Annotated in this window: 20 protein-coding genes and 1 tRNA gene; 3 read left to right on the top strand and 18 right to left on the bottom strand. The window is 65.9% G+C overall.

What is annotated here, in order from left to right:
• Positions 1–191: 191 nt before the first annotated feature.
• From ACO07Z_RS04375 to ACO07Z_RS04300, 16 genes are all read right to left on the bottom strand, one after another.
• Positions 192–704 carry a DUF2293 domain-containing protein gene (locus ACO07Z_RS04375; RefSeq protein ID WP_421697547.1) on the bottom strand — a complete coding sequence of 171 codons (513 nt, stop codon included), beginning with the start codon at positions 702–704 and terminating at the stop codon, positions 192–194.
• A gap of 348 nt (positions 705–1,052) precedes the next feature.
• Positions 1,053–1,679: a hypothetical protein gene (locus ACO07Z_RS04370; RefSeq protein WP_421697546.1), complete on the bottom strand. Its 627-nt coding sequence runs from the start codon at positions 1,677–1,679 to the stop codon at positions 1,053–1,055.
• 4 nt (positions 1,680–1,683) lie between these two features.
• On the bottom strand, positions 1,684–2,109 hold the full coding sequence (locus ACO07Z_RS04365) for a hypothetical protein (protein ID WP_421697545.1): 426 nt from the start codon (positions 2,107–2,109) through the stop codon (positions 1,684–1,686).
• A gap of 93 nt (positions 2,110–2,202) precedes the next feature.
• Positions 2,203–4,323: a hypothetical protein gene (locus ACO07Z_RS04360; RefSeq protein WP_421697544.1), complete on the bottom strand. Its 2,121-nt coding sequence runs from the start codon at positions 4,321–4,323 to the stop codon at positions 2,203–2,205.
• A gap of 158 nt (positions 4,324–4,481) precedes the next feature.
• The gene (locus ACO07Z_RS04355; RefSeq protein ID WP_421697543.1) at positions 4,482–8,129 is read right to left on the bottom strand and encodes a hypothetical protein; all 3,648 of its coding nucleotides are present in this window, start codon (positions 8,127–8,129) and stop codon (positions 4,482–4,484) included.
• Positions 8,130–8,528: 399 nt separating this feature from the next.
• Entirely contained in the window at positions 8,529–9,053 is a 525-nt protein-coding gene (locus ACO07Z_RS04350) for a DUF3102 domain-containing protein (RefSeq protein WP_421697542.1), read from the bottom strand.
• Between the two features lie 227 nt (positions 9,054–9,280).
• Positions 9,281–9,463 (bottom strand): hypothetical protein, encoded by a 183-nt coding sequence (locus ACO07Z_RS04345; RefSeq protein WP_421697541.1) that lies wholly within the window; start codon positions 9,461–9,463, stop codon positions 9,281–9,283.
• Between the two features lie 70 nt (positions 9,464–9,533).
• On the bottom strand, positions 9,534–9,854 hold the full coding sequence (locus ACO07Z_RS04340) for a hypothetical protein (RefSeq protein WP_421697540.1): 321 nt from the start codon (positions 9,852–9,854) through the stop codon (positions 9,534–9,536).
• Positions 9,851–10,192: a hypothetical protein gene (locus ACO07Z_RS04335; RefSeq protein WP_421697539.1), complete on the bottom strand. Its 342-nt coding sequence runs from the start codon at positions 10,190–10,192 to the stop codon at positions 9,851–9,853. The genes ACO07Z_RS04340 and ACO07Z_RS04335 overlap by 4 nt, the downstream gene beginning before the upstream one ends.
• A 31-nt stretch (positions 10,193–10,223) precedes the next feature.
• Positions 10,224–10,526, bottom strand: a complete 303-nt coding sequence (locus ACO07Z_RS04330) for a Bro-N domain-containing protein (RefSeq protein WP_421697538.1) — start codon at positions 10,524–10,526, stop codon at positions 10,224–10,226.
• Positions 10,526–11,038 (bottom strand): Bro-N domain-containing protein, encoded by a 513-nt coding sequence (locus tag ACO07Z_RS04325; protein WP_421697537.1) that lies wholly within the window; start codon positions 11,036–11,038, stop codon positions 10,526–10,528. The genes ACO07Z_RS04330 and ACO07Z_RS04325 overlap by 1 nt, the downstream gene beginning before the upstream one ends.
• A gap of 574 nt (positions 11,039–11,612) precedes the next feature.
• Complete coding sequence (locus tag ACO07Z_RS04320; protein ID WP_421697536.1) at positions 11,613–12,023, bottom strand: Rha family transcriptional regulator; 411 nt, start codon at positions 12,021–12,023, stop codon at positions 11,613–11,615.
• A 31-nt stretch (positions 12,024–12,054) separates the two neighbouring features.
• On the bottom strand, positions 12,055–12,537 hold the full coding sequence (locus tag ACO07Z_RS04315; protein ID WP_421697535.1) for a hypothetical protein: 483 nt from the start codon (positions 12,535–12,537) through the stop codon (positions 12,055–12,057).
• A 226-nt stretch (positions 12,538–12,763) separates the two neighbouring features.
• On the bottom strand, positions 12,764–13,015 hold the full coding sequence (locus tag ACO07Z_RS04310) for a hypothetical protein (RefSeq protein ID WP_421697534.1): 252 nt from the start codon (positions 13,013–13,015) through the stop codon (positions 12,764–12,766).
• 254 nt (positions 13,016–13,269) lie between these two features.
• A tRNA-Ser gene (locus ACO07Z_RS04305) sits at positions 13,270–13,361 on the bottom strand.
• 220 nt (positions 13,362–13,581) lie between these two features.
• Positions 13,582–14,295 carry a glutathione S-transferase N-terminal domain-containing protein gene (locus tag ACO07Z_RS04300; protein ID WP_421697533.1) on the bottom strand — a complete coding sequence of 238 codons (714 nt, stop codon included), beginning with the start codon at positions 14,293–14,295 and terminating at the stop codon, positions 13,582–13,584.
• A gap of 197 nt (positions 14,296–14,492) precedes the next feature.
• Here ACO07Z_RS04300 and ACO07Z_RS04295 point away from each other — a divergent pair, with 197 nt between their 5' ends.
• The gene (locus tag ACO07Z_RS04295) at positions 14,493–15,245 is read left to right on the top strand and encodes a hypothetical protein (RefSeq protein ID WP_421697532.1); all 753 of its coding nucleotides are present in this window, start codon (positions 14,493–14,495) and stop codon (positions 15,243–15,245) included.
• Positions 15,246–15,257: 12 nt separating this feature from the next.
• On the opposite strand, the gene ACO07Z_RS04290 is transcribed toward ACO07Z_RS04295, so the two are convergent.
• Complete coding sequence (locus ACO07Z_RS04290; protein ID WP_421697531.1) at positions 15,258–15,755, bottom strand: GNAT family N-acetyltransferase; 498 nt, start codon at positions 15,753–15,755, stop codon at positions 15,258–15,260.
• Complete coding sequence (gene gatB / locus ACO07Z_RS04285; protein WP_421697530.1) at positions 15,752–17,227, bottom strand: Asp-tRNA(Asn)/Glu-tRNA(Gln) amidotransferase subunit GatB; 1,476 nt, start codon at positions 17,225–17,227, stop codon at positions 15,752–15,754. The genes ACO07Z_RS04290 and gatB overlap by 4 nt, the downstream gene beginning before the upstream one ends.
• 407 nt (positions 17,228–17,634) lie before the next feature.
• Between gatB and ACO07Z_RS04280 the strand changes: the two genes are divergently transcribed.
• Together ACO07Z_RS04280 and ACO07Z_RS04275 are read left to right on the top strand one after the other, a co-directional pair.
• Positions 17,635–19,329 (top strand): L-lactate permease, encoded by a 1,695-nt coding sequence (locus ACO07Z_RS04280; protein WP_421697529.1) that lies wholly within the window; start codon positions 17,635–17,637, stop codon positions 19,327–19,329.
• A gap of 108 nt (positions 19,330–19,437) precedes the next feature.
• Complete coding sequence (locus ACO07Z_RS04275) at positions 19,438–19,695, top strand: DUF6455 family protein (RefSeq protein ID WP_421697528.1); 258 nt, start codon at positions 19,438–19,440, stop codon at positions 19,693–19,695.
• Positions 19,696–19,697 lie beyond the last annotated feature (2 nt).

Raw genomic sequence — 19,697 nt, 5'->3', positions numbered from 1 at the left:
CTTGCTCCGGGGACGCGGAAGGGCTCTCTCTAGGGACGGCTCTGCTCCATCTATAGGAGGCATAACTTCCGATGAGAAATCGGCGGGTTATGAGTGATGTCTGTTTCGGGTCTCGTTGAGTTGCTCAAGGTGGTGGCCTCGCGGTTTGCCGAGGTCTATTACCCACGCCCACAACCCGGCCTGAAATGAACCTAGGCCGGCTTCTGCCGCTCCAGCCATCCCCTGAGATACTCGGCAATGGCGGCGTTCTGCGTGGCGATGACGCCCGCATTATCCTTGCGCTTGCCCTTCTTGCGGCGCCGCCCCCTGAGCTGCCTGCGGAGCTGGACATAGCCCTCATCGGTCTCAGCCGAGCCTTGCCGCCAGCGGTTCGCCATGTCTTCCACCTCTTGCGCTACGACCATGCGGGCCCCCTCCCGCGTCAGCCCCTCATTGCCGCCGTTGACCCGCAAGAGGCGCTCGTAGTCCGTGCATTCATGCCGGACATAGTTGCTCACGAGGATGCCCGCGACTTCCCCGAGGCGGCCGTAATGCCCCTTGTTGTGGGCGCGTCTGAGCAGCCTGCGGCGGGTCCTGTAGCCCGCTGAGGGGTACATCGCCGCGAGGTAGGTGCGGAGCTGGTCGAGGAACGCCTCGCGCTGCTCGGGGGTGGGCTCGGTGGGTGAGCGTTGGGGCTGTGGTTCGTCGGGCGTGTCGGGTGTCATGATGCCCACGAGGATGCCGCGCGAGGCGGCACCGAGGAAGGCGCTCAGGGCGAGTCAGATTGACTCACCAGCGGCCGGCTGCGGCGTCCGGCAGGGTGTGGAGCGGCGGGACTGAGCGCCCGTGTGGGGGCCTCGCAGGGGCGCCCCTGAAGGGGTCGGAATGCGAGACTGGAGGCCCCCGAGGGGGGAATCGCGGCTTTGTTCTAATTCAGATGGGCGCACGAATTTTTCCGGTATTTTTATCCGGGTCCCTCCACGGAAAGGCGGGACCATCGCTTCACAACGCAGCAATGGTCCCCCCATCTTCGCGCCACTATGGCGCAATGATCGGCAGCCCCAAACGGGACCCTAGAGAGGGTCGCCGGGGTTCCGGCTCTTACGGCCCTGCGCCGCCCAGCGAGACCGACGCTTCTGCGCGGCTTGCCTCTCCTCCCGCTGCTTCTCGAAGGGCGTCAGCTCCCGGAGGATGGGCGTACCGTCCGGCTTGTGGCCAATGACGGAGCGCGAGGGCGACTTGCTGAAGCCCTTCAGGATGCGGGAAAAGTCGTCCTTCTCCTCCCGCATCAGGCGGCGCCTCTCGGCAGCGCGCTCCGCAGCGGCGTCCAGCTCGGCTTGAGCGGCTTCATCCACCGCCACCAGCTTGCCTTCCATGAGCATGGCGAAGGCTTCGGACACGAGGATAAGGGCGCTATCGGCCTCCTTCGTCCCCGCCTTGGCAATGAGGAAGGTCGCCTGAGCTTTCGTGAGGTGGAATTCCGTCACCTCACGGGACGCCCCCTTGCCGGTCTCGATCATCGCTTCACGCTGAAGCAATGATCCGATGGCCTCCAGACTGGCGCGGTGGCGGCCTATGAGGTTGCGGATGTTGGTCAGGCGTTTGTAGCCAAGAACCCTGGCAAGCTGGAGGTCCTGCATGGTGGTCTCCTCCGTGACCGGGAGGACGGTTTCCGGGGGCGCGCTGGTGATGTCGGTCATGGTCTCACCGCACCCCGCCCATGGCCGCGCGCTGCCGCTCCCGGTGCCGCTCGGCGGCCCGCTGCACCGCTTCCTTGGCCTCCGGGGTGTCCGCCACCACGAGGTGCCCCGCGTGGAAGAGCTCCTCCAGTTCGGCCATGTAGGCCCCGGACAGGGTCCCCTTCGGGGTCGGCACAAGCGCCCCGATCACGGCGGCCTGAGTGCGGTTGATTTCGTAGTCGTCAACCTCCCATACGCTGCCGTCCTCGGCTGTCACATGGACCCTGCGGGTGATGACGGGACCAAGGGTCCGCAGCGTGGGAATGTTGCGCTTGATGAGGGCGCGAACCTTCCACGGGAAATCGTAGTTCATTGCCTTGGCGATCATATCGGCGTCGAAGAAGTCCGTGCGCGCGGCCTTCGGAAGGGTCGGCAGGGTGGTGGTGTTCATGTCGTCGGTCTCTTTCTGATGGTGTGATATGGGCATGCGGAAGGGACGGCGCCGAAGCACCGCCCCTGAGTTCGTTCGTGCGGTCGTTCGTGGTTACTGAGGCCCGTTCCGGCGCACCCGGCCGGCATTGGCGGGGGCATTTCGGCGCTGCTGCTTGGCGTGCTGCGCTTCCACGATGGCGGCCTTCGCGGCGGCTTCCTGCTCCACCTTGGCCGCCCTGAGGGAGAAGTTGAGGGCACTCCGTGCGTCCTCTTCCTCCAACAGCACCGGGCCATCCCCATGGGCGCGGACGATGGTCCAGACGCCCTGTTGACCGTCCCCGGCAGGCTCCACGGTCAAATCCCCGGCCTCATAGCCGTACCTGGCCCCGTAGGTGTCCGCCCACTGTTTGAGCTTGTGCTCGGCAATGGCCCGGAAGTTCTCCGGCACGGCCCTATCGGTGGTCGGGACAGGGTTGCCGTTGACGATGGCGTGGCCGGCCTGAATGCGCTCCTTCGCCAGCTCAACGGCATCGTCCGGGGACTTGCCGAGGCGGACGTAGAACTCCCCCCACTGCTCCAGCTTGCGGGCCACGTCGTCCGTCATGGTGATGGCACCGACGCCATTGCCTGACCTGAACGGCAGGGGCCATGTCGAGGGGGAGAGCCATTCCCACGTCCCCGTCTGAAGCTCCCCGAGCTTCTCCCGGACCTTGGTGAGGTTCGGCTTCAAGCTCGCAGGCACCGCCTCGGGATTGGCCGTGTCGGTGAAGCGGGTGGCAGTCTGGAACGCGGCGTGCTCGTCATATCCCATGTCCTGCCGGGCCACCCGATACGCCTCATAGAAGAACTGCTCCGAGTCCCCCACGGTCTGCGCGAGGAGGCGCGGATTGCGGGCATAGAGCGTCTCGTAGAGGCCCGCCCCGGCCTTCAGGGCAGCCGGCACGTCCCCCTTGGCAAGCGCCTCCTGAGACGCCGACGACACCCCTGCCTTGAGGATGGACTTGAACTGAGGATCCACGAGGCCGTTCTTCATCAGTGCCCCGAGGCGGAAGTTCATGCCGCCCTCGGCGTCACCCTGAGCGGCCATCGTTTCGGCCTTCTTGCGGATTAGCTCCACGCCCTGCTTCTGCTGCTCATCGGCCGTAACCGTCTTGGTGTCGCCGCTCTCCGTCCGCACGTCCACGGGGGTCATAAAGGCCAGCGTGCCGTTCTCGGCTGCCACCTCAAGGGACGCCTGAACGCGCGCTTGATCGGCATCCGCAGCGGCCTTGTTCTGGAGCCGGAGCTGCTCCTTCTGGTAGGCCGCCGTGGACGCCTGAGCCCGATTGATGATGACCTGAGCGGCAGGCCCCGTGTCCTGCTTGGCAGCGATGGAGCCCACGCCGCCGCGCGTGTCGTTCAGGAAGTGCTCGACATACGCCTCGTTGTTCGGGTTCTCTGCGAGGCGCCGGGTTACGCCCAAGACCACGGCATCAAGCTCCTGAGGCTGGAGCCCCATGGTGTCCTTGTACTGCCCATACTGGCCCCGGAGAGCGGCCTGAAGCTCGGCCGGGGTCTTGCCCTCGGTGATGCCGGCGCTCACCGCCGCGAACCACGTGTCGCCCACCGCCGTGAGCGCGGCGTCCTTCTCTCGCTTGACCTTGTACTCGGTGGCCTGAGCGCGAAGGCGCGGGGAGAACTTGTTGAAGACGCCGCCATAGGCGTTCTTCGCGTCCTCGTCAGTGATGCCCTCAAGGTCCCCGCGCGCGGCCTCAGCGAGGAAGGCGTCAAAGTCGCCATTGTCCCGGTCGAAGTCGCCGCTATCCCACGCCGCTTGGGCCTCGGAGAGGCGCCGTACCGCGAGCTGCTGAGCGGCGCTCTTGGCGTATGCCTTGGCGGCGATGGGGCTGGAGGAGATGGGAGACGTGCCGGCCCGAACATGGGCCTGAAGCTCCTCCATTGTGGACTGAGCAACAGCGGCCTCCGCACTGGCAGCCTGCTTGGCCTCCATGTTCGCGAACGCCTCGGAGAGCACCGGGGAGAAAGATTGCAGGGCCGCCGCCACATCCAGCAAGTCGTTGCTACGGGGGACTTCGGAGGGGCGGACATAGGTGTTCACCGGGGCTGCCGTGGGCCGCAGGGGCCGCGCTTCGACAATCTCGGGAGCTACCCGGCGCGGAGCACGCGGGAGGCGTTTGACGGCGTTGATGGGGTCTTCGTTCACCGGGGACAGGCCGGAGAGTTTCTGTGCCATGGTCATGTTCCTTGGGCGCCCCTCAGGGCGCGGCGCGAGAAAAGGAAACGCCCCCGCTCAGTGCCGCCCTTGCGGCATGCAAGGGTGGTCCGAACGAGGGCGCGAGATGGGCGGGGAGAGTGACCGAGGCGGCTCGCAAGCCGTCGCGGGAAGTGTGTTCAGGGGGCGGAAGAGCGTGCCGTATCGGGCCGCCCCTGCGACATCAGGCCGAAGAGCGTCGTCATGGGGAGCGTGTTCTGCCAGATGAGCGGGCGAAGGATGGCCCGCATCTCCCCGCGCGACATCGGCCGCCCATCCGAGAACGGCGCGGTGATGGCGTGCAGGGCCTTCGGAATGTCATCCCCGAGCCCCGTGGTGGGGTTGCCGAACCACAGGTCTGAGGTCTGGTCGGTGGAGCGGCTGTTGAAGACGCCCTGTCCGAAGACCCGCGCCACCGTGTCCACCATCAGCGGCAGAAGCGCCACCATGCCGACGCGCTGGAAGCCGCCCATGGCGATGCCCTGAAGCGACAGGCGTTCCTCAAGCTGCTTCTCGGAGAGCATCGGAGCATTCGCCACCGTCTGCGCGATATGACCGAGCTGCCCCGCCACCATGGAGCCGAGGAAGTTGGTGAGGCTTTCCCGGTCCCACATGTGGATGTTGTGGAGCATCTGCTTCGAGTGGGCGCCGATGACGAAGGTGCGGAACTGGAGCACCGTCTTCGCCACCGGGTGAGACATCCACGGCGCAAAGAGGCCGGGGCTGTTCGATTGCACCATGCGGCTGCCCCGCACATGCACCGCGTGCTCAAAGTGAGCGAGGGCCTCAAGGTCGTCCCACTGGTCGAGGTTCAGCCGCTCCAGCTTGAACGTGGAGCCCTCCTTCAGCGTCCGATACTTGCGCATCTGAGCGAACACACGTTCCGCCATGGCGTCCGTAAGGCCCATGTTGCGGAGCCGCTGAACGGAGGTCGTGGCTTCCCCCGAGGCGGAGCGAGAGAACCAGTGCAGGACTGCTGAGGTGGACCAGCGGTGAAGGAGGGTGTTCAGGGCGTTGAGGCCGGATATCTCCATGGTGACGCGCTTGGCGACACCGAGGGCCGTCTCAACCTTCCGCATGCGGGGGCTCATCTCGAAGGCCGTCCCCCATTCTCCCTCCGTGGACAGGCGCCAGTCTCCGGCCGTGCGGATGCGCTCGGCACCGCGACCGAAGACGGACTCAATCTCCGCCGCAAAGCCGTCCTTCAGCTTCCCCGTGCGGGCATCGCGCACGAACGCCCGATAGCTCGGCATGCCCGCCATCGCGGCCTTGAAGCCGGCCGTGAAGATGGCCCCAATCTCGGGGATTTGGGCGAAACCGAGCTGCCCACCGACGCGCGCAAGGCCGTACTCCCGAAGGAGGCGAAGCCATTGCGCAAAGGCCGTGCTCTCATCGTATAGCGGCACGCCTGCGGTGCCCTTGTGGAGCGCCTCAATGTGCCGCTGGTCCTTCATGAGCGCAGCCTGCGGCTGGTCGATTTCATCCGCGACCGCCGCCATCTTCTGGAGCTGGTTCTCCAGCGCCCCCGGCCCCGCGAGGCCGTCAATGAGCACGTGCCGCTGCCCTTCCACGACCTTCTCCACCCGCACCTGAGCGAGCGCCACCTGTCCCGACATGGTGCGGTTATAGGAGGCCATGAGCTTGCCGATGTCCTCCTCAAGGAGCAGCTCGGCAAGCGTGGTCACGGTGCCGTCCGGCAACTGGACGCGAAGGCTCTCGTCCAGCAAGGCGCGGTGCTTGGCGCGGGTGACGGAGCCCTTGTCCACCGGCCGGGTGAGCTGCGCCATGACATTCTCCACCGCCTCCGGGTCCATGCCCGGAAGGTCCTGAAGCAGCCCCCGAAGTCCCTCAAGGTCATTGGAGAAGAGGCCGTCTGCCGCACGGGTGTTGAGCTTGCGGCTCGCTTCCCGCTGAACCCTGACATACCCCCGGCTGAAGGCTTGAAGGGCCCTCGGGTCCATGTCCGGGTGCATCTGCCGGGCCGCTGCGGCGATGACATCGGCCACACCGTTGTGCCCAAGGCGACGCAGGGCCGCGTTGAGCTTGGTGTGGGAGACGATGCGGGGCAGGTAGTTCGGCAGCGCCGGCACCGTGGGGCTGAAGCCGGGGACCGGGAGGCGCTGGCCTGAGAGACCGATGCCACGGCCGGGGTCGGTCGCGAGGGTATGGTAGTCCTTGAACCACGCATCCACCTCTTTGACCGCTGCCATCGCGTTCGGGTCGAAGCTCCGCGTGGGGTCGAGGTTGCGCCGGGCACGCGACACCTCAACCTGAAATTCCGCCCGGCGCCGCTCTTTGGCGACACGGCCAAGGCCCCGAGCTTCCGCCCAGGCATTGAAGTGGGGCTCAATGGCGAGGGCGCGGCGGGTGTCCATGACCTGCTGAAGGCGGGCCTGCTCCTGCGAGGCCGTCCAGAACGCGGGAATGTCACGGTCCAGATTGCCCGTACCGTCCTCCCCGAGGGCGTTGCCGAGCATCCGGGTGAGCTGGTTCTCGGAGGACTTGGTGGCCGCCGTGCTGTCGATACGCAGCGCGGACATGGCCGTCTTCGGCGCATTCTCCCCATCAGCGAGGCGGATGAAGTCGTTCGCGTCCTGCCGCAGCGGGACATGCTCAATGCCCTGAGCGGCGCCTACCGACGTGTCCCTCGGGCGCACCGGGACAACACCATAGGCGGCCTCCACGCCTTCCACGTCCTGCTTCGCGCGGCGCCCGATGAGGGCCGCCTCCTCCTTCATATGCGGCATCTTGGAGAGCGCCCCGAAGAGAGCCCCCACGGCCGCACCACCGGCTGCCGAGTAGAGCAAGGCGTCCCATTCCGGGTTTGGCTTGAGGCTCTCTTCCGCCGCCGTGAGGCCGGTATTGATCGCCGCCCCCGAGGCCGCTGCGCTGAGGACGCGCTGCATACGGGTGAGCTTGCTGCCCCAAAGGACGGCGCTGCCAACGCCACCCGATGCGAGCCCCACACCGAGGCCGATGGGGTCCCCGATGGCCGCCGTGACGGACGCGAGGGTGCCCGTGATGCCGGCCGCCGCGAGGGTACGCTGCCGGTCCATCTGAGCGAGCAGTTCGCGGCGGATGGATTCCGCCTCGGCATCAGAATAGGCGCTCTCGAAAGCCGCCCAACGGTCCTGAGGGATGCCCTTGATGAGGCCATCAAGGCGTTCCGGGGTGAGCCGGAACTCCGGGTCACGAGGCAGAAGCCACGGTTTGGTAACGAGCCACCCGGTGAGGGAATGCTCCCGCACCGCCGCGCCTATCGTCTCCCCGATGCCGGGACCGGGGGCGGCTTCAAGGGCCATCTGCGTGGCAGTGAGGACAGGCCGCGTGGGTGCGTAATCGGAGCTGTCGATATCGGGCACTCCCAAGAGGACCGCAGCCTTGGCCTTATGACCCGCCATCTGCGTTTCCACCTTGTCCCTCACGGTGCCCGGAGCGCCGCCTGCGGCTGCGTCCGAGCGGTCATAGAGGCCCACCCGGCCGGCGTTGATGGCGCTGTAGATGTCGAGGAGGCCCATGCCGGGCTTCACCCCGGCGTCCCTGAGATAGCGCTCGGCGGCCTCAACATGTGCCGTGATGGGCATATCCTGCGTCACGCCGTACTTGGCGCGCTGCGGCTCCCCCCACTGGATGAGGCCGCGATGCTCGCCCCACTTGGTGGTGGGGCCTTTCTTCCAAGGGTCGAAGGTGCCGCCCGTCTCGTAGGACATGGCCGTGGCGAGGTGGATGGGGTCCACCCCGAGGCGCTTTGAGGACGCGCGGATGGCTTCTGCGAGTTCGTTGCTCATGGTGATGTTCAGGGGCTCGTTAGGCGGGTCGCGAGGGGGACCGGCCGGACATAGAAAAGCCCCCGCTCAGGGGGGCTGAACGGGGGCGTGAGGGGGTGCGGACAGATATCGTTGGGGGCTACTTGAGTGCGGCCTCAGGCTGGTGTTGAAATGTCGTGGGTGTCCCTCCCACACGATCAAGGCTGAAGTCCTTCGGGCATCGCCAGATGCCGTCGCGCAATTCTGCGACAGACGGGCCACCGGGGTTCAATCCGGTCGAAGTGGGAGAATTGGCCATGAGGAATTGCACTCCTCGTGAACCGACTCTCGTTCGCTATCTCCACCTGTGCCTCGTTTGGGGTCACAGGGCGTGGGTTCTCTACCGCCTGTATGAAAGGGTCGAGACGCTGGCCGAGATAGTTATGCCTCTCTTGGGTATGTAACGAGACGATGGGAGGGACGCTCACCGACCGCCGCTTCCGGGGTCATCCCGAACTCCTTGGCGAAGCTGGCGAGCTTGCTGGAGGCTGCCGCCTGTTCCCCTTCCGTGGCGCCTCGGGTGGCGAGGGCGTGGAATTTGAGGGCGCGTTCGGCGTCCTCTCGGCTGAACTCGCGAGGGGTGGAGGGCTCGGACTGGCGTTCGGCCGCAATGGCGTCGAGGAAGGCGCGGATGCCGCCGTCAAAAAGGTGGAGGTCCACCCTTTTGCTGTGCTTGGCGACACGCATGTACTCCTTTGCGGACTCGTAGGAGCATCCGCAGTTCGCCTTGATCCACGCCTTGAACTTTCCGTGCTCGACCGTCCTCTTGGCGTCTAGCAACGCCTCTCCGGCCCGCTTGGCCTCCATCAGCATGGACTTGCCGTGGAAGAGTACCTGCCGGTGGGCATCATTGATCTCGCGGGCGAGGAACGGGAGGTCAATGACGGGTTCAATGGTTGTGGTCATGGTGAGGGCCTCACGCGGGGGTGCTGGTAGCGGGGCGGCTATTCGCGCGCTCCGGGGTTGGGCTTGTCGCCAGAACGGAAGACGCCCGCCACGACCACCGAAGGGTTCGGCAGAAGGGCGGGCGAATGATCCGTATTCGCGATAGTGGGGGGTTAGCCCCTACTGGGCAGGCGAGGCGGGCGAACGATCCGTAATAGCGATAGTGAGGGGTTAGCCCCAAACTCTTGTCAGCGAACGATTTGAACCAGCACGCTCACGGCCCCGAACCACGGCAGGATGAGCGAAAGCACGACGCCCAAGAGCCAACCCTTCGCGCCCCAATAGATCATCCCGAGGGGCGCGCTGGCGATGTAGCCGAGCACGAGGGCGCATGCCCCGAAGGAGCCGAGGCGTTCCATGAGGTCCCGCATGGGTCACGCTCCGAGGGACGCGAGGCGAAGGGCAAGACGGCGCTCTACCTCGGCTTCAAGCGCCGCCATGTCACCGGCCCCATGACAGATAAGCGCGCCCGGCCCAAATCTGGACGCTCTTCCCGATTCTCTCCCATTCGATCCACGGGCGGCCGGGGCGGCGTGCATAGTTGGGCTCGATGAACACCTCTCCAAACAACGGGGCGGCAAGGAAGAAGGAGCTGCGGGTTATGCTGAGTTCAAAAGCTCGGATCGTGAATTCCACGGCGGGTGCCCTCAGTTTTCTTTGGGTGGTGGTGAGGGCACCTGAGTAAGGGAGCGATGAATCCAGCGTCCAATGAGTTTTTTGAATCCATTCGGCGTTTGGATTCACGGTGGTGATGGATTTCACCCGGCCGCTTCTGCCTGCCGCGCCACTCCGGCACGAAGTTCCGCAACAACGCGGCGGCCCGCCTTAGTCAGGTATATCCGCGCCGACCGCCCGTCCTCGTGGGGCAAGTGAGCTACGAGGTTCAGCCCCGGCCCTTTGAAGTCCCCCTTGCCGAGCCGAAGAAGTTGCCGGAAGTGCTGCCGACCGACGCCCACCAGCTTGCCGATTTCGGAAGCCGTGGCGCCTTCATGTTCGGCCACGGTGAGAAGCATTATCGCCAGCGGAAGCGGCATCTCGGGGAACGTATTGCGGATTTGGAAGAGCGATTTGAGGAGGTCGTTTGTGGCAATCTTCGGCATCCGTCAGCGGGTCCCCACGTGTGCCGCAGATTTATGAATCCGTGGGAGATTCCCGGTCAAGACGGCGCGGAGAGACCACCACTTCCCCGGCGAGCCACTCACGGAGCTCCTTCGCCTCCGGCTTTGTGGATGCCATGAGAACGTGGTTGCGGCCGGCGCGGGTGAGGAAGATGAGGCCACGATTGGGGAAGCGGCTAAGGTGGCAATTGGCCACGTTAGAGCGCTTCACAAGGACGCGCGCCTCGTCAGGCACGCCGAGCTTGTTGAGTATGCTCGTGGCGCTCGCCACCGTGAGGTCGTAGCCGCAACGCTCCAGCAAGTCGCGTGCTGCCATCAGGTCCCCCTTCTCCGGGTGGTCGATGGCGAGGGTCTCGGTGCCTTTGAAGGGGACGGCGGCGCTCCCTCAGGAATGGCCCCCGCCCCCTCTACAGGAGGCATAAGCTCTCCCCCAACGTCCGGCATCTCGGCCACCGTGCCCTCGCCAACGGTCGCCCGGTCGGCGCCCTGAAGGACGTAGCCGCCCGTCTTCCTGATGGTCGGAAGAACCTCGCGCGTCACCCATTCCTGAAGAGCGCGCGCCTCCGGCTTCTTGCTGCTCATGATGAGCTTGTAGAGGCCGCTCTCGGATACCAGCTTCAGCCCGTGCCCTTTGAGTGGAGCCCCGCTCAACTCACGGACAACCCGCTGTTCGTCGCCGCCGAGCGCGGCGGTCTCATCTCCTCCCCGCTGCCGCCCGAGGACAAGGCGGATATCAGCTAAAGCGAACCACGGGTTCCCCTCCAGCGGGACCGCGCGGATGCGGTAGGTGGTCGTTGCGTTGCCGTTGCGGGTGATGGGGTCGGTCATCAGCCATTTCGACACTTTACACACGACATTCTGTCGTCCAGTGTGCGACAAAATGGAGAATGATATGATTGAGACCACTGATGATCCGGGGTTGTTCGCCTCCAAGCCCACGCCTGAGGCGATAACCGAACAATTCCGGGGTGCTCTTAAAGAACTTTGGATGACGCCCGGTGATCTGGCGAACCACATGGCGAAGCATGGCGACCATCGCGACATAAGCGCCACTGTCCGAGGCATTCAACGTGCTCTATCTGGAGAGACCCGCGTATCTGGTGAACTGCTGGCAATCGTCGGAATGCTTTTGCGGCAGCGGAGGCGCTTGAAGCTAAAATACGCCGACTTACAGTGGCATCAAATGCCGAATGGAGTGTGGTATAGCAAAGTCGATGATTGGTACGTTCACATTGCTCCGCAGACACGAGGGCGATGGGTTCTGTGGTGCCGGCATGGCACTAGAGCAGAAGACTACAGCCCGCCCTTCGGGCGCTGGCTTAATTCACTGGAAGAGGCAAAGGAAAAGGCGCTAGTTTGCGTTGAAGAGGGAGTTAATGACAAAGCGACGCACGCGCTTGGTCTACCGTGGTGGGCTCCACCCATGGTTTCGCCCACGCAGGGGTGAACTCAAAGTGGCCGCCTCTCCGGGGTCCATGAAGTTCGGGAGCTGGGGCGCCTGAGGCATCTTCAACTGCGCCTCCATGCGGTTGAACTCTTCGATGTAGCGGACCTTGAAGGCGAGCGCCGTCTTCCCGGTGAAGCCCATCGCGAGGGGCGTGAAGCCGTCGCGGGTCATCTCGTAGGTGCGGGACTGGCGGGTGCCGCCGCGAGGCATTGCAACGGTTTCCGATGTCTCTCCAAAATTGGAGGCACATGCGGGCGCACCCGCGATGAGCGCCTCAATGTCGCGAATGACGTGCCCGTGCTGCTTTCCGAAGAACGCCGCAACGTCTCGGCTGGAGGCGTAAGCGGTGCCGTTTCGGGTGTACACGGCGGGCGTGGAGGTCAGGGCGACGGCGCGGCTACCTTATCTGAACTCCAGATACCCCAATGACAAAGAAGTACAGAGACGCTGCCGCGCTTAAGACTCCCAAAACGTTCAGAGTTCCCGCGACCGCGCCCCATAATTTCGAGGCGCATGTCTCCCTGAGATATGGGCGCTCTAAGCTTTCATGCTTCGTACCGATACATTCGGCATAAGCTCTGTTGGTCAAGTAACCGAACATTGCCGCGCCAACTGCAGCCGCAGCTCCATACGCCAGCGAACCCATTGCAGCGTGTATCGAAAAGACCAACTTCTGAGCGGCGGCAGATGTGGCCTCTTCCTTCACGACGTTTGCGAGGAACGCCAGTAGCGCGATGGCAGCCCCTCCGTTCAACAAGAGAAGCCCTTTAAGGGCTATATTCGCAGACTCTGTTGCGGCCAGAAGCTGGTTCTCCTTCCGCTCCCGATGTCCATCGAGTGCGCGCCTCGCCCAAATATCTCCCTTCTCTTCTTCAGCCATTCACTCCCCCTCCAAAACCCCGCCCGCGTGCCGCTGAAAGGCCACCGCATCGGCCCTGTCAGCAAAGCATATGAGCACCTCCCGCACACCATTCCTCGTGCGCCCCACGCTCCGAACGGCATGTGAGCGATAAAACCCGGCGCCCCGCATGTGGTCGTGGTTCACTTCCGCTTCGGGGAACACCACGCACCACGGGTGCCCCATGAGAATCATTCCGGGGCTTAGCTCACCCTTCCGGCGCATCCTTCGTCCAACGCGAAGGGCGCCCCCTCACGTAGCCCCAAGACGCCTCCTTGCGGGCCTCTTCAAGCGCTGCCTCTAGGAACTGCTGGCCTATCAGAAGGGCGCGTATGGCCGCCCTAGGGTCCCCTGAGCAGGTCGCTATCACCTCGTCTATGTCCGCCTCGGAGATGTCGAAGGCGGGCGCCTCGGGGGCGTCAGGCTGCTCTTCGGGGGTGCTGTCGGGTTTCGTCTGCATGGCGGCCTCTCCTCGTGCCCGGATCGAAACACGAGAACGAAAAGAGAACAAGCGGCGGTGTGGAGAACGGCAGAGGCCCCGCGACTCGCCCGTACGCCATCAAGCGAGAGCCGCGACGGCGCGCCGCACTCGATGCCCCGCACCTCAAGCCCAAACGTGTGGGGTAAAATGTGTGGGGTAGCGTGTGGGGCAACACAAGCTGGCGCAACTGCCAACTGATTGATTTTGCTTGGTTATTTCGATTGAAAAATAGGTGGCGGAGACGGAGGGATTCGAACCCTCGAGGCCCTTTTGGGGGCCTGCTCATTTAGCAAACGAGTGCCTTCAGCCTCTCGGCCACGTCTCCAGCCGGCTGCGTAGGTCGCCTTGCGGCGGCGCGTTGCGAGCCGGCGACCTGTCTAGGTTTCCACCGCCCCCCGGTCAAGGCCGAATACGCATCCGATCCACCGACTTGGCGCGCGGCGATGCCAGGCGGAGGCCCGCGCAGCCCCCAGAAGCCGACCACGCACCCGGACCACCGACTTGGCACACGGCCTTGGCCCGCGCGGCCACGGGGGGCGCGCCGCTCAGCCGGGCGGGCGCTGGCCGAACAGCACGCTCTGCGCCTGCTTGTCGGTGGCGAAGTCGATCTTGGTGCGGTCCTCCGCGTTCAGCGCGAGGCCCCGCTTCACCGCCGGCCGAGCCAGCACGCGCTCCAGCCAGCCGGCGAAATGCGGGAATTCCTTGATATCCTGCCCCTGCCGCTCCCACAGCTTCGCCCAGCCGATGCAGGCGATGTCGGCGATGGAATAATCGCCGGCGAGGAACGGTCGGTCGGCGAGGCGCGCATTCAGCACCCCGTAGAGCCGGTGCACTTCCTTGGTGTAGCGCTCGATGGCGTAGGGGATTTTCTCCGGCGCGTAGATGCGGAAATGGTGCGCCTGCCCTGCCATCGGCCCCAGCCCGGCCATCTGCCAGAACAGCCACTGGTCCACTTCCACCCGCCCACGCTCGTCGGCGGGATAGAACATCCCGGTCTTGCGGCCGAGATATTGCAGGATCGCCCCCGATTCGAACACCGAGAGCGGCGCCCCGTCCGGCCCTTCGGGGTCGAGGATCGCCGGTATCTTGTTGTTGGGCGACAGCGCCAGAAAGTCGGGCTTGAACTGGTCGCCACGGCCGATATTGACCGGGTTCACCTCATAGGGAAGCCCGCATTCCTCCAGCATGATGGAGATTTTCCAGCCATTCGGCGTCGGCCAGTAATAGAGCTGGATCGGGCGGGTCTGCAGCTGGGACATGAGGCGCTCCCCCTTCGCCCTCCATGGGGCGCAGGACACCAGAACTAGTGCCGCCCCGAACCGCTGGCAAGCGCGGCAGGGCGGCCCTTTCCACCGCGCACGGTCTTGCGCGGCGGCGGGCGCTCGCCTCATCCGGCGGATGCGGCTAGATTTGCCCGCCCGGCGCCGAGCGCCTTCCCCCAAGCGAGACCGTGCGCGTGAAACCAGCCGTCCTGTTCCGCCTGCTCGGCGCTGTTCTCCTGGCCACCTCGTTCGCCGGCGCGGCGCGTGCGCAGGCGCCGGAATCGCCCTCGCCGGCAAAAATCTGCGCCGACCGCTGGAACGCGCTGAAGGAAGCCGGCCAGACCGGCGCGCAGAATTTTCGCGAGTTCTCCGCCCAGTGCCTGAAGGAGGCCGCGAGCGGTGCGCCGGCCGCGAGCCCGGCGCCGGCCGCGCCCGAGGCCAAGCCAGAGACTAAGCCGGCGGCCACGGAGACGAAGCCGGCGGGCGAGCCCGCTGCCGCGCCGGCGCCCCGGCGCAACGCGACCCCCACCGGCGCCTCCGCCGCCGCCGCCCAGCCCTCGATCAAGCAGTGCGCGGATCTGTGGAACGAGATGAAGGCGAAGAACCAGACCGGCAAGCAGACCTATCGCGAATTCGCGCAGGAATGCCTCGCCGGCACTGGCGTGCTGGACGGCAAGCCGGCGGAGCCGCCACCCGCGCCGAAGGAAGCCGCGCCCGCCGCGCCCCCCGCGCCGCAAAATCCGCCGCCGAAAACCTCGGTGCCGTCCGTGCCGCGGCCGGCGGCGACACCGGCGCCCGAGCCCGCTCCCGCCCTCACCCGTGCGCCGCAGGAGAGCGACCGCGAGGCGCTGAACCGCTGCAACGCCGAATGGCAGGCCTATAAGGCCCGGCACAACCTCACCGGCGCCAAGGCCTGGCACGTGTTCATGGCCCGCTGCCTGCCGTGAGGCGTCGCGCGCTCAGTGGTTGGAGAGGTCGATCTTGAAGCCGTCGAGCCGCTTCTCGAAGCCGGCGCGCTCATAGAAGCGGTGCGCGTCGAGGCGCTGCTTGTTGGAGGCGAGCTGCAGCGAGCCGGCGCCCCGGCGCCGGGCCTCGGCGATGGCGAAATCCATCATCGCCCGGCCGACGCCCCGGCCGCGCACCTCCGGGTCCACCTGCACCGCCTCGGCATGGGCGAGCAGCATGCCGTGGCGCAGCAGCGCGCGGAAAAACACCAGCTGAAAGGTGCCGACCACCCGCCCGTCCAGCCGCGCCACATAGAGGGTGACGCGCGGGTCGGCGGTGATCTCCGCGAAGGCGCGCTCATAATCCGGCAGGTCGGCCGGGTCGGCACTGTCGCGCACGCCGAGCAGCGTCTCGCGGGCGAGAATGCCGACGATGGACGGCAGGTCGGCGCGCGTCGCCTCTTCGATGCGGACGGCGCCCGCCTCGGGAGCGTCGGGCGCCGCGCCGCTCATATGCCGAGCTTGCCCTTCAGCAGGTCGTTGACCGCCTGCGGGTTGGCCTTGCCGCCGGTCTGCTTCATCACCTGGCCGACGAACCAGCCGAGCATGGTCGGCTTGGCCTGCACCTGCGCCACCTTGTCCGGGTTGGCGGCGATGATGGCGTCCACCGCCGCCTCGATGGCGCCGGTGTCGGTCACCTGCTTCATGCCGCGCTCTTCGACGAGCGCACGCGGGTCGCCGCCTTCGGTGAAGACGATCTCGAACAGGTCCTTGGCGATCTTGCCGGAGATGGTGCCGTCGGCGATCAGGTCGACAATGGCGCCGATCTGCGCGGCGGAGACCGGCGAGGAGCCGATGTCCTTGCCTTCCTTGTTCAGCCGGCCGAACAGCTCGTTGATGACGAAATTCGCCGCCGCCTTGGCGTCGCGCCCCTTGGCGACCTCCTCATAATAGGCCGCCGTCTCCTTCTCGGCGACGAGCACGTCGGCGTCATAGGCGGAGAGGCCATAGGCGGAGACGAAGCGGGCCTTCTTCTCGTCGGGGAGTTCGGGCAGATGCGCCTTCAGCTCGGCGACGAAGGCGTCGTCGAATTCCAGCGGCAGCAGGTCCGGGTCGGGGAAGTAGCGGTAGTCATGCGCTTCCTCCTTGGAGCGCATGGAGCGCGTCTCGCCCCGGTTGGGGTCGAACAGGCGAGTCTCCTGGTCGATCTTGCCGCCATCCTCCAGAATGCCGATCTGCCGGCGCGCCTCGGTCTCGATCGCCTGGCCGATGAAGCGGATGGAGTTGACGTTCTTGATCTCGCAGCGCGTGCCGAAATCCTCGCCCGGCTTGCGCACGGAGACGTTCACGTCGGCGCGTAGCGAGCCCTTTTCCATGTCGCCGTCGCAGGTGCCGAGATAGCGCAGAATGGTGCGCAGCTTGGTCACATAGGCCTTCGCCTCTTCCGAGGAGCGCAGGTCCGGCTTGGAGACGATCTCCATCAGCGCGACGCCCGAACGGTTGAGATCGACCAGGGAGAGCGTCGGGTGCTGGTCGTGGATCGACTTGCCCGCGTCCTGTTCCAGATGCAGGCGCTCGATCCCGACCTCGATCTGCCCGTCGGCGGTGTCGACCAGCACCACGCCCTCACCGACGATGGGGCTCTTGTACTGGCTGATCTGGTAGCCCTGCGGCAGGTCCGGGTAGAAGTAGTTCTTGCGGTCGAACACCGAGCGGTTGTTGATCTGCGCCTTCAGGCCGAGCCCGGTGCGCACCGCCTGCTTCACGCATTCGGCGTTGATGACCGGCAGCATGCCCGGCATCGCCGCGTCGACCAGCGACACATGGCTGTTGGGCTCGCCGCCGAACTCGGTGGAGGAACCGGAGAACAGTTTGGAGTTCGACGTGACCTGCGCATGGATTTCCATGCCGATCACCACCTCCCAGTCGCCGGTGGCACCCTTGATCAGCTTCTTCGGGTCGGCGGGGCGGGAATGCATGTTCATCGGACGGACCTGTTCTGGCGTGCGCGGGCACGAAAGCGCGGTGTGCGTTCCCTACCCCGCCCCTGCCGGTCCTGACAACCGTTTCGCGCGCCACGCTGCCGTGTCCGGCCAATGACGCGGCCCGGCGGCGGCGCTGCCGCCATCGGCCGCCGTCCCTCGCCGCTTGTCTCCGGGCGCCGGAGCCAAACGACCCGCCCCCACCTGACGCAACGTTTTTGCGCCCCTCCTAGACCAATGACCAAGAGGACACGTCGATGTGTCTCGCTTATTCATGGCCGCAATGCGACACTGGTAAGAACATTTTACCAGTTCCAGCGCTCTCGGGAGGAGCAACGCCAGCAAATAACGTCCCCGTTCCGTCCGTACTCCCGGCGGCAAAGGCGGGAGACACAGGAGGAAACACCGGGATGTCGACAGGTCTGCTCGCTTTCCTTGCCTTTCTGCCGATTCTCTCGGCAGGCGTCCTGCTCATCGGGTTCCGCATCGCCGCCCGCATCGTCATGCCGATCACCTATGCGATGGCGGTGGTCATCGCGTTGCTGTTCTGGGGCGTCAGCGCCAACCGCGTCATGGCTTCCACGCTGCAGGGATTGCTGCAGACCGCCGGGCTGCTCTGGATCATCTTCGGCGCCATCCTGCTGCTCAACACGCTGAAGCACTCCGGCGCCATCTCCACCATCCGCGCCGGCTTCACCTCGATCAGCCCGGACCGGCGCGTGCAGGTGATCCTTATCGCCTGGCTGTTCGGCTCCTTCATCGAGGGCGCCTCGGGCTTCGGCACCCCGGCGGCGGTCGCGGCGCCGCTGATGGTGGCGGTGGGCTTCCCCGCCATGGCGGCGGTGGTGTTCGGCATGATGATCCAGTCGACGCCCGTGTCCTTCGGCGCCGTCGGCACCCCGCTTATCGTCGGCGTGCAGACCGGGCTCGACCAGGCGGCGATCACCGCGCAGCTGACGCAGGCCGGCTCGACCTGGGCGACCTTCTTCCATCTCATCACTACGGAAGTCGCGGTCATCCACGCCATTTGCGGCACGCTGATGCCGCTGTTCCTCATCATGGTGATGACCCGCTTCTTCGGCCGCAACAAATCCTGGACCGAGGGCCTCTCCGCCCTGCCCTTCGCCCTGCTCGGCGCCTTCGCCATGACGGTGCCCTATGTGCTGGCGGCGACCTTCCTCGGCGCGGAATTCCCCTCGCTGCTCGGCGGCCTCATCGGCCTCGCCATCATGACGCTGGCGGCGCGCGCCGGCTTCCTGGTGCCGAAGACCTCCTGGGACTTCGCGCCGGCCTCGGAATGGCCGAAGGAATGGTTCGGCCAGCTCGACATCACCCTCGACAGCCTCGCCAAGCGCACCATACCGCTCGCGCTGGCCTGGGCGCCCTATGTGCTGCTGGCGCTGGTGCTGGTGGTGAGCCGCATGGTGCCGGCGGTCGGCAACGCGCTGAAATCCGCGACGCTGAGCTTCACCAACCTGTTCGGTGAGCAGGGCATCAATGGCGATTTCCCGCTGCTGTTCTCCCCCGGCGGGCTCCTCGTCATCATCTGCCTGATTACGGTCGTGCTGCACCGCATGTCGCTGTCCGGCTTCGGCGCGGCGGTGCGCGAGAGCAGCGGCACGCTGATCGGCGCTGGCTTCGTGCTGATCTTCACCGTGCCCATGGTGCGGGTGATGATCAATTCCGGCGTCAACGCCAATGATCTCGACAGCATGCCGGTGCTGGTGGCCGAATGGGTGTCGGAGCAGGTTGGCGCCGTCTACCCGTTCTTCGCCCCCACCATCGGCGCGCTCGGCGCCTTCCTCGCCGGCTCGAACACGGTCAGCAACCTCATGCTGAGCCAGTTCCAGTTCTCTGTGGCGCAGGGGCTCGGCATCTCCTCGGCGCTGATGGTGGCGGGCCAGTCGGTGGGCGCTGCCGCCGGCAACATGATCGCCATCCACAATGTCGTTGCCGCCTCGGCCACCGTCGGACTGCTCGGCCGCGAGGGGGCGACGCTGCGCATCACCATCCTGCCGACGCTGTACTATCTCCTCGTCGCCGGCACGCTGCTGCTGCTCGGCTTCTATGTCGTCGGTCTCGCCGACCCGCTGGTCGGGCGCTGAGGGCCCGTGCCGGAGCCGCGCCACGGCTCCGGCACCGCGCCTTGCGCGAAATCAAGGCCGTCGCGCCCGCGCGCCGGCACCCTCTCTCCGCCAACAGGGAGAGATGCCATGGATGTCGATACGATTGACGAGCGCCTGGCGCTCTTCCGCGCCATGGCCGGCCATGCCGGCGTGGACCTCGCGACCCTGTCCGCCGACGTGCCGCAGGAGGTACGGGCCGCCGCCCAGCGCTGCCTCGGCTGCCGCGATTCGGAGGAGTGCCACCGCTGGTTCGAGACGCAGGCGGCGGCATCGGACGATGCGCCCGCGCCGGTTCCCGGCTTCTGCCGCAACGCCGCGCAGTTCAATCTTTGGAAAGCCGAATAGCT

Origin of the sequence: Ancylobacter sp. (assembly GCF_965229075.1) — a bacterium.
Classification (GTDB): domain Bacteria; phylum Pseudomonadota; class Alphaproteobacteria; order Rhizobiales; family Xanthobacteraceae; genus Ancylobacter.
Note: the sequence above shows the minus strand (reverse complement) of the source record. Positions and strands in the feature narration are given on the sequence as shown.

Excerpts from the sequence above, each read along its gene's own strand:
- ACO07Z_RS04375 (WP_421697547.1), bottom strand. The coding sequence starts at position 704 with ATGACACCCGACACGCCCGACGAACCACAGCCCCAACGCTCACCCACC.
- ACO07Z_RS04370 (WP_421697546.1), bottom strand. The coding sequence starts at position 1,679 with ATGACCGACATCACCAGCGCGCCCCCGGAAACCGTCCTCCCGGTCACG.
- ACO07Z_RS04365 (WP_421697545.1), bottom strand. The coding sequence starts at position 2,109 with ATGAACACCACCACCCTGCCGACCCTTCCGAAGGCCGCGCGCACGGAC.
- ACO07Z_RS04360 (WP_421697544.1), bottom strand. The coding sequence starts at position 4,323 with ATGGCACAGAAACTCTCCGGCCTGTCCCCGGTGAACGAAGACCCCATC.
- ACO07Z_RS04355 (WP_421697543.1), bottom strand. The coding sequence starts at position 8,129 with ATGAGCAACGAACTCGCAGAAGCCATCCGCGCGTCCTCAAAGCGCCTC.
- ACO07Z_RS04350 (WP_421697542.1), bottom strand. The coding sequence starts at position 9,053 with ATGACCACAACCATTGAACCCGTCATTGACCTCCCGTTCCTCGCCCGC.
- ACO07Z_RS04345 (WP_421697541.1), bottom strand. The coding sequence starts at position 9,463 with ATGCGGGACCTCATGGAACGCCTCGGCTCCTTCGGGGCATGCGCCCTC.
- ACO07Z_RS04335 (WP_421697539.1), bottom strand. The coding sequence starts at position 10,192 with ATGCCGAAGATTGCCACAAACGACCTCCTCAAATCGCTCTTCCAAATC.
- ACO07Z_RS04330 (WP_421697538.1), bottom strand. The coding sequence starts at position 10,526 with ATGGCAGCACGCGACTTGCTGGAGCGTTGCGGCTACGACCTCACGGTG.
- ACO07Z_RS04325 (WP_421697537.1), bottom strand. The coding sequence starts at position 11,038 with ATGACCGACCCCATCACCCGCAACGGCAACGCAACGACCACCTACCGC.
- ACO07Z_RS04315 (WP_421697535.1), bottom strand. The coding sequence starts at position 12,537 with ATGGCTGAAGAAGAGAAGGGAGATATTTGGGCGAGGCGCGCACTCGAT.
- ACO07Z_RS04310 (WP_421697534.1), bottom strand. The coding sequence starts at position 13,015 with ATGCAGACGAAACCCGACAGCACCCCCGAAGAGCAGCCTGACGCCCCC.
- ACO07Z_RS04300 (WP_421697533.1), bottom strand. The coding sequence starts at position 14,295 with ATGTCCCAGCTGCAGACCCGCCCGATCCAGCTCTATTACTGGCCGACG.
- ACO07Z_RS04290 (WP_421697531.1), bottom strand. The coding sequence starts at position 15,755 with ATGAGCGGCGCGGCGCCCGACGCTCCCGAGGCGGGCGCCGTCCGCATC.
- gatB (WP_421697530.1), bottom strand. The coding sequence starts at position 17,227 with ATGAACATGCATTCCCGCCCCGCCGACCCGAAGAAGCTGATCAAGGGT.
- ACO07Z_RS04280 (WP_421697529.1), top strand. The coding sequence starts at position 17,635 with ATGTCGACAGGTCTGCTCGCTTTCCTTGCCTTTCTGCCGATTCTCTCG.
- ACO07Z_RS04275 (WP_421697528.1), top strand. The coding sequence starts at position 19,438 with ATGGATGTCGATACGATTGACGAGCGCCTGGCGCTCTTCCGCGCCATG.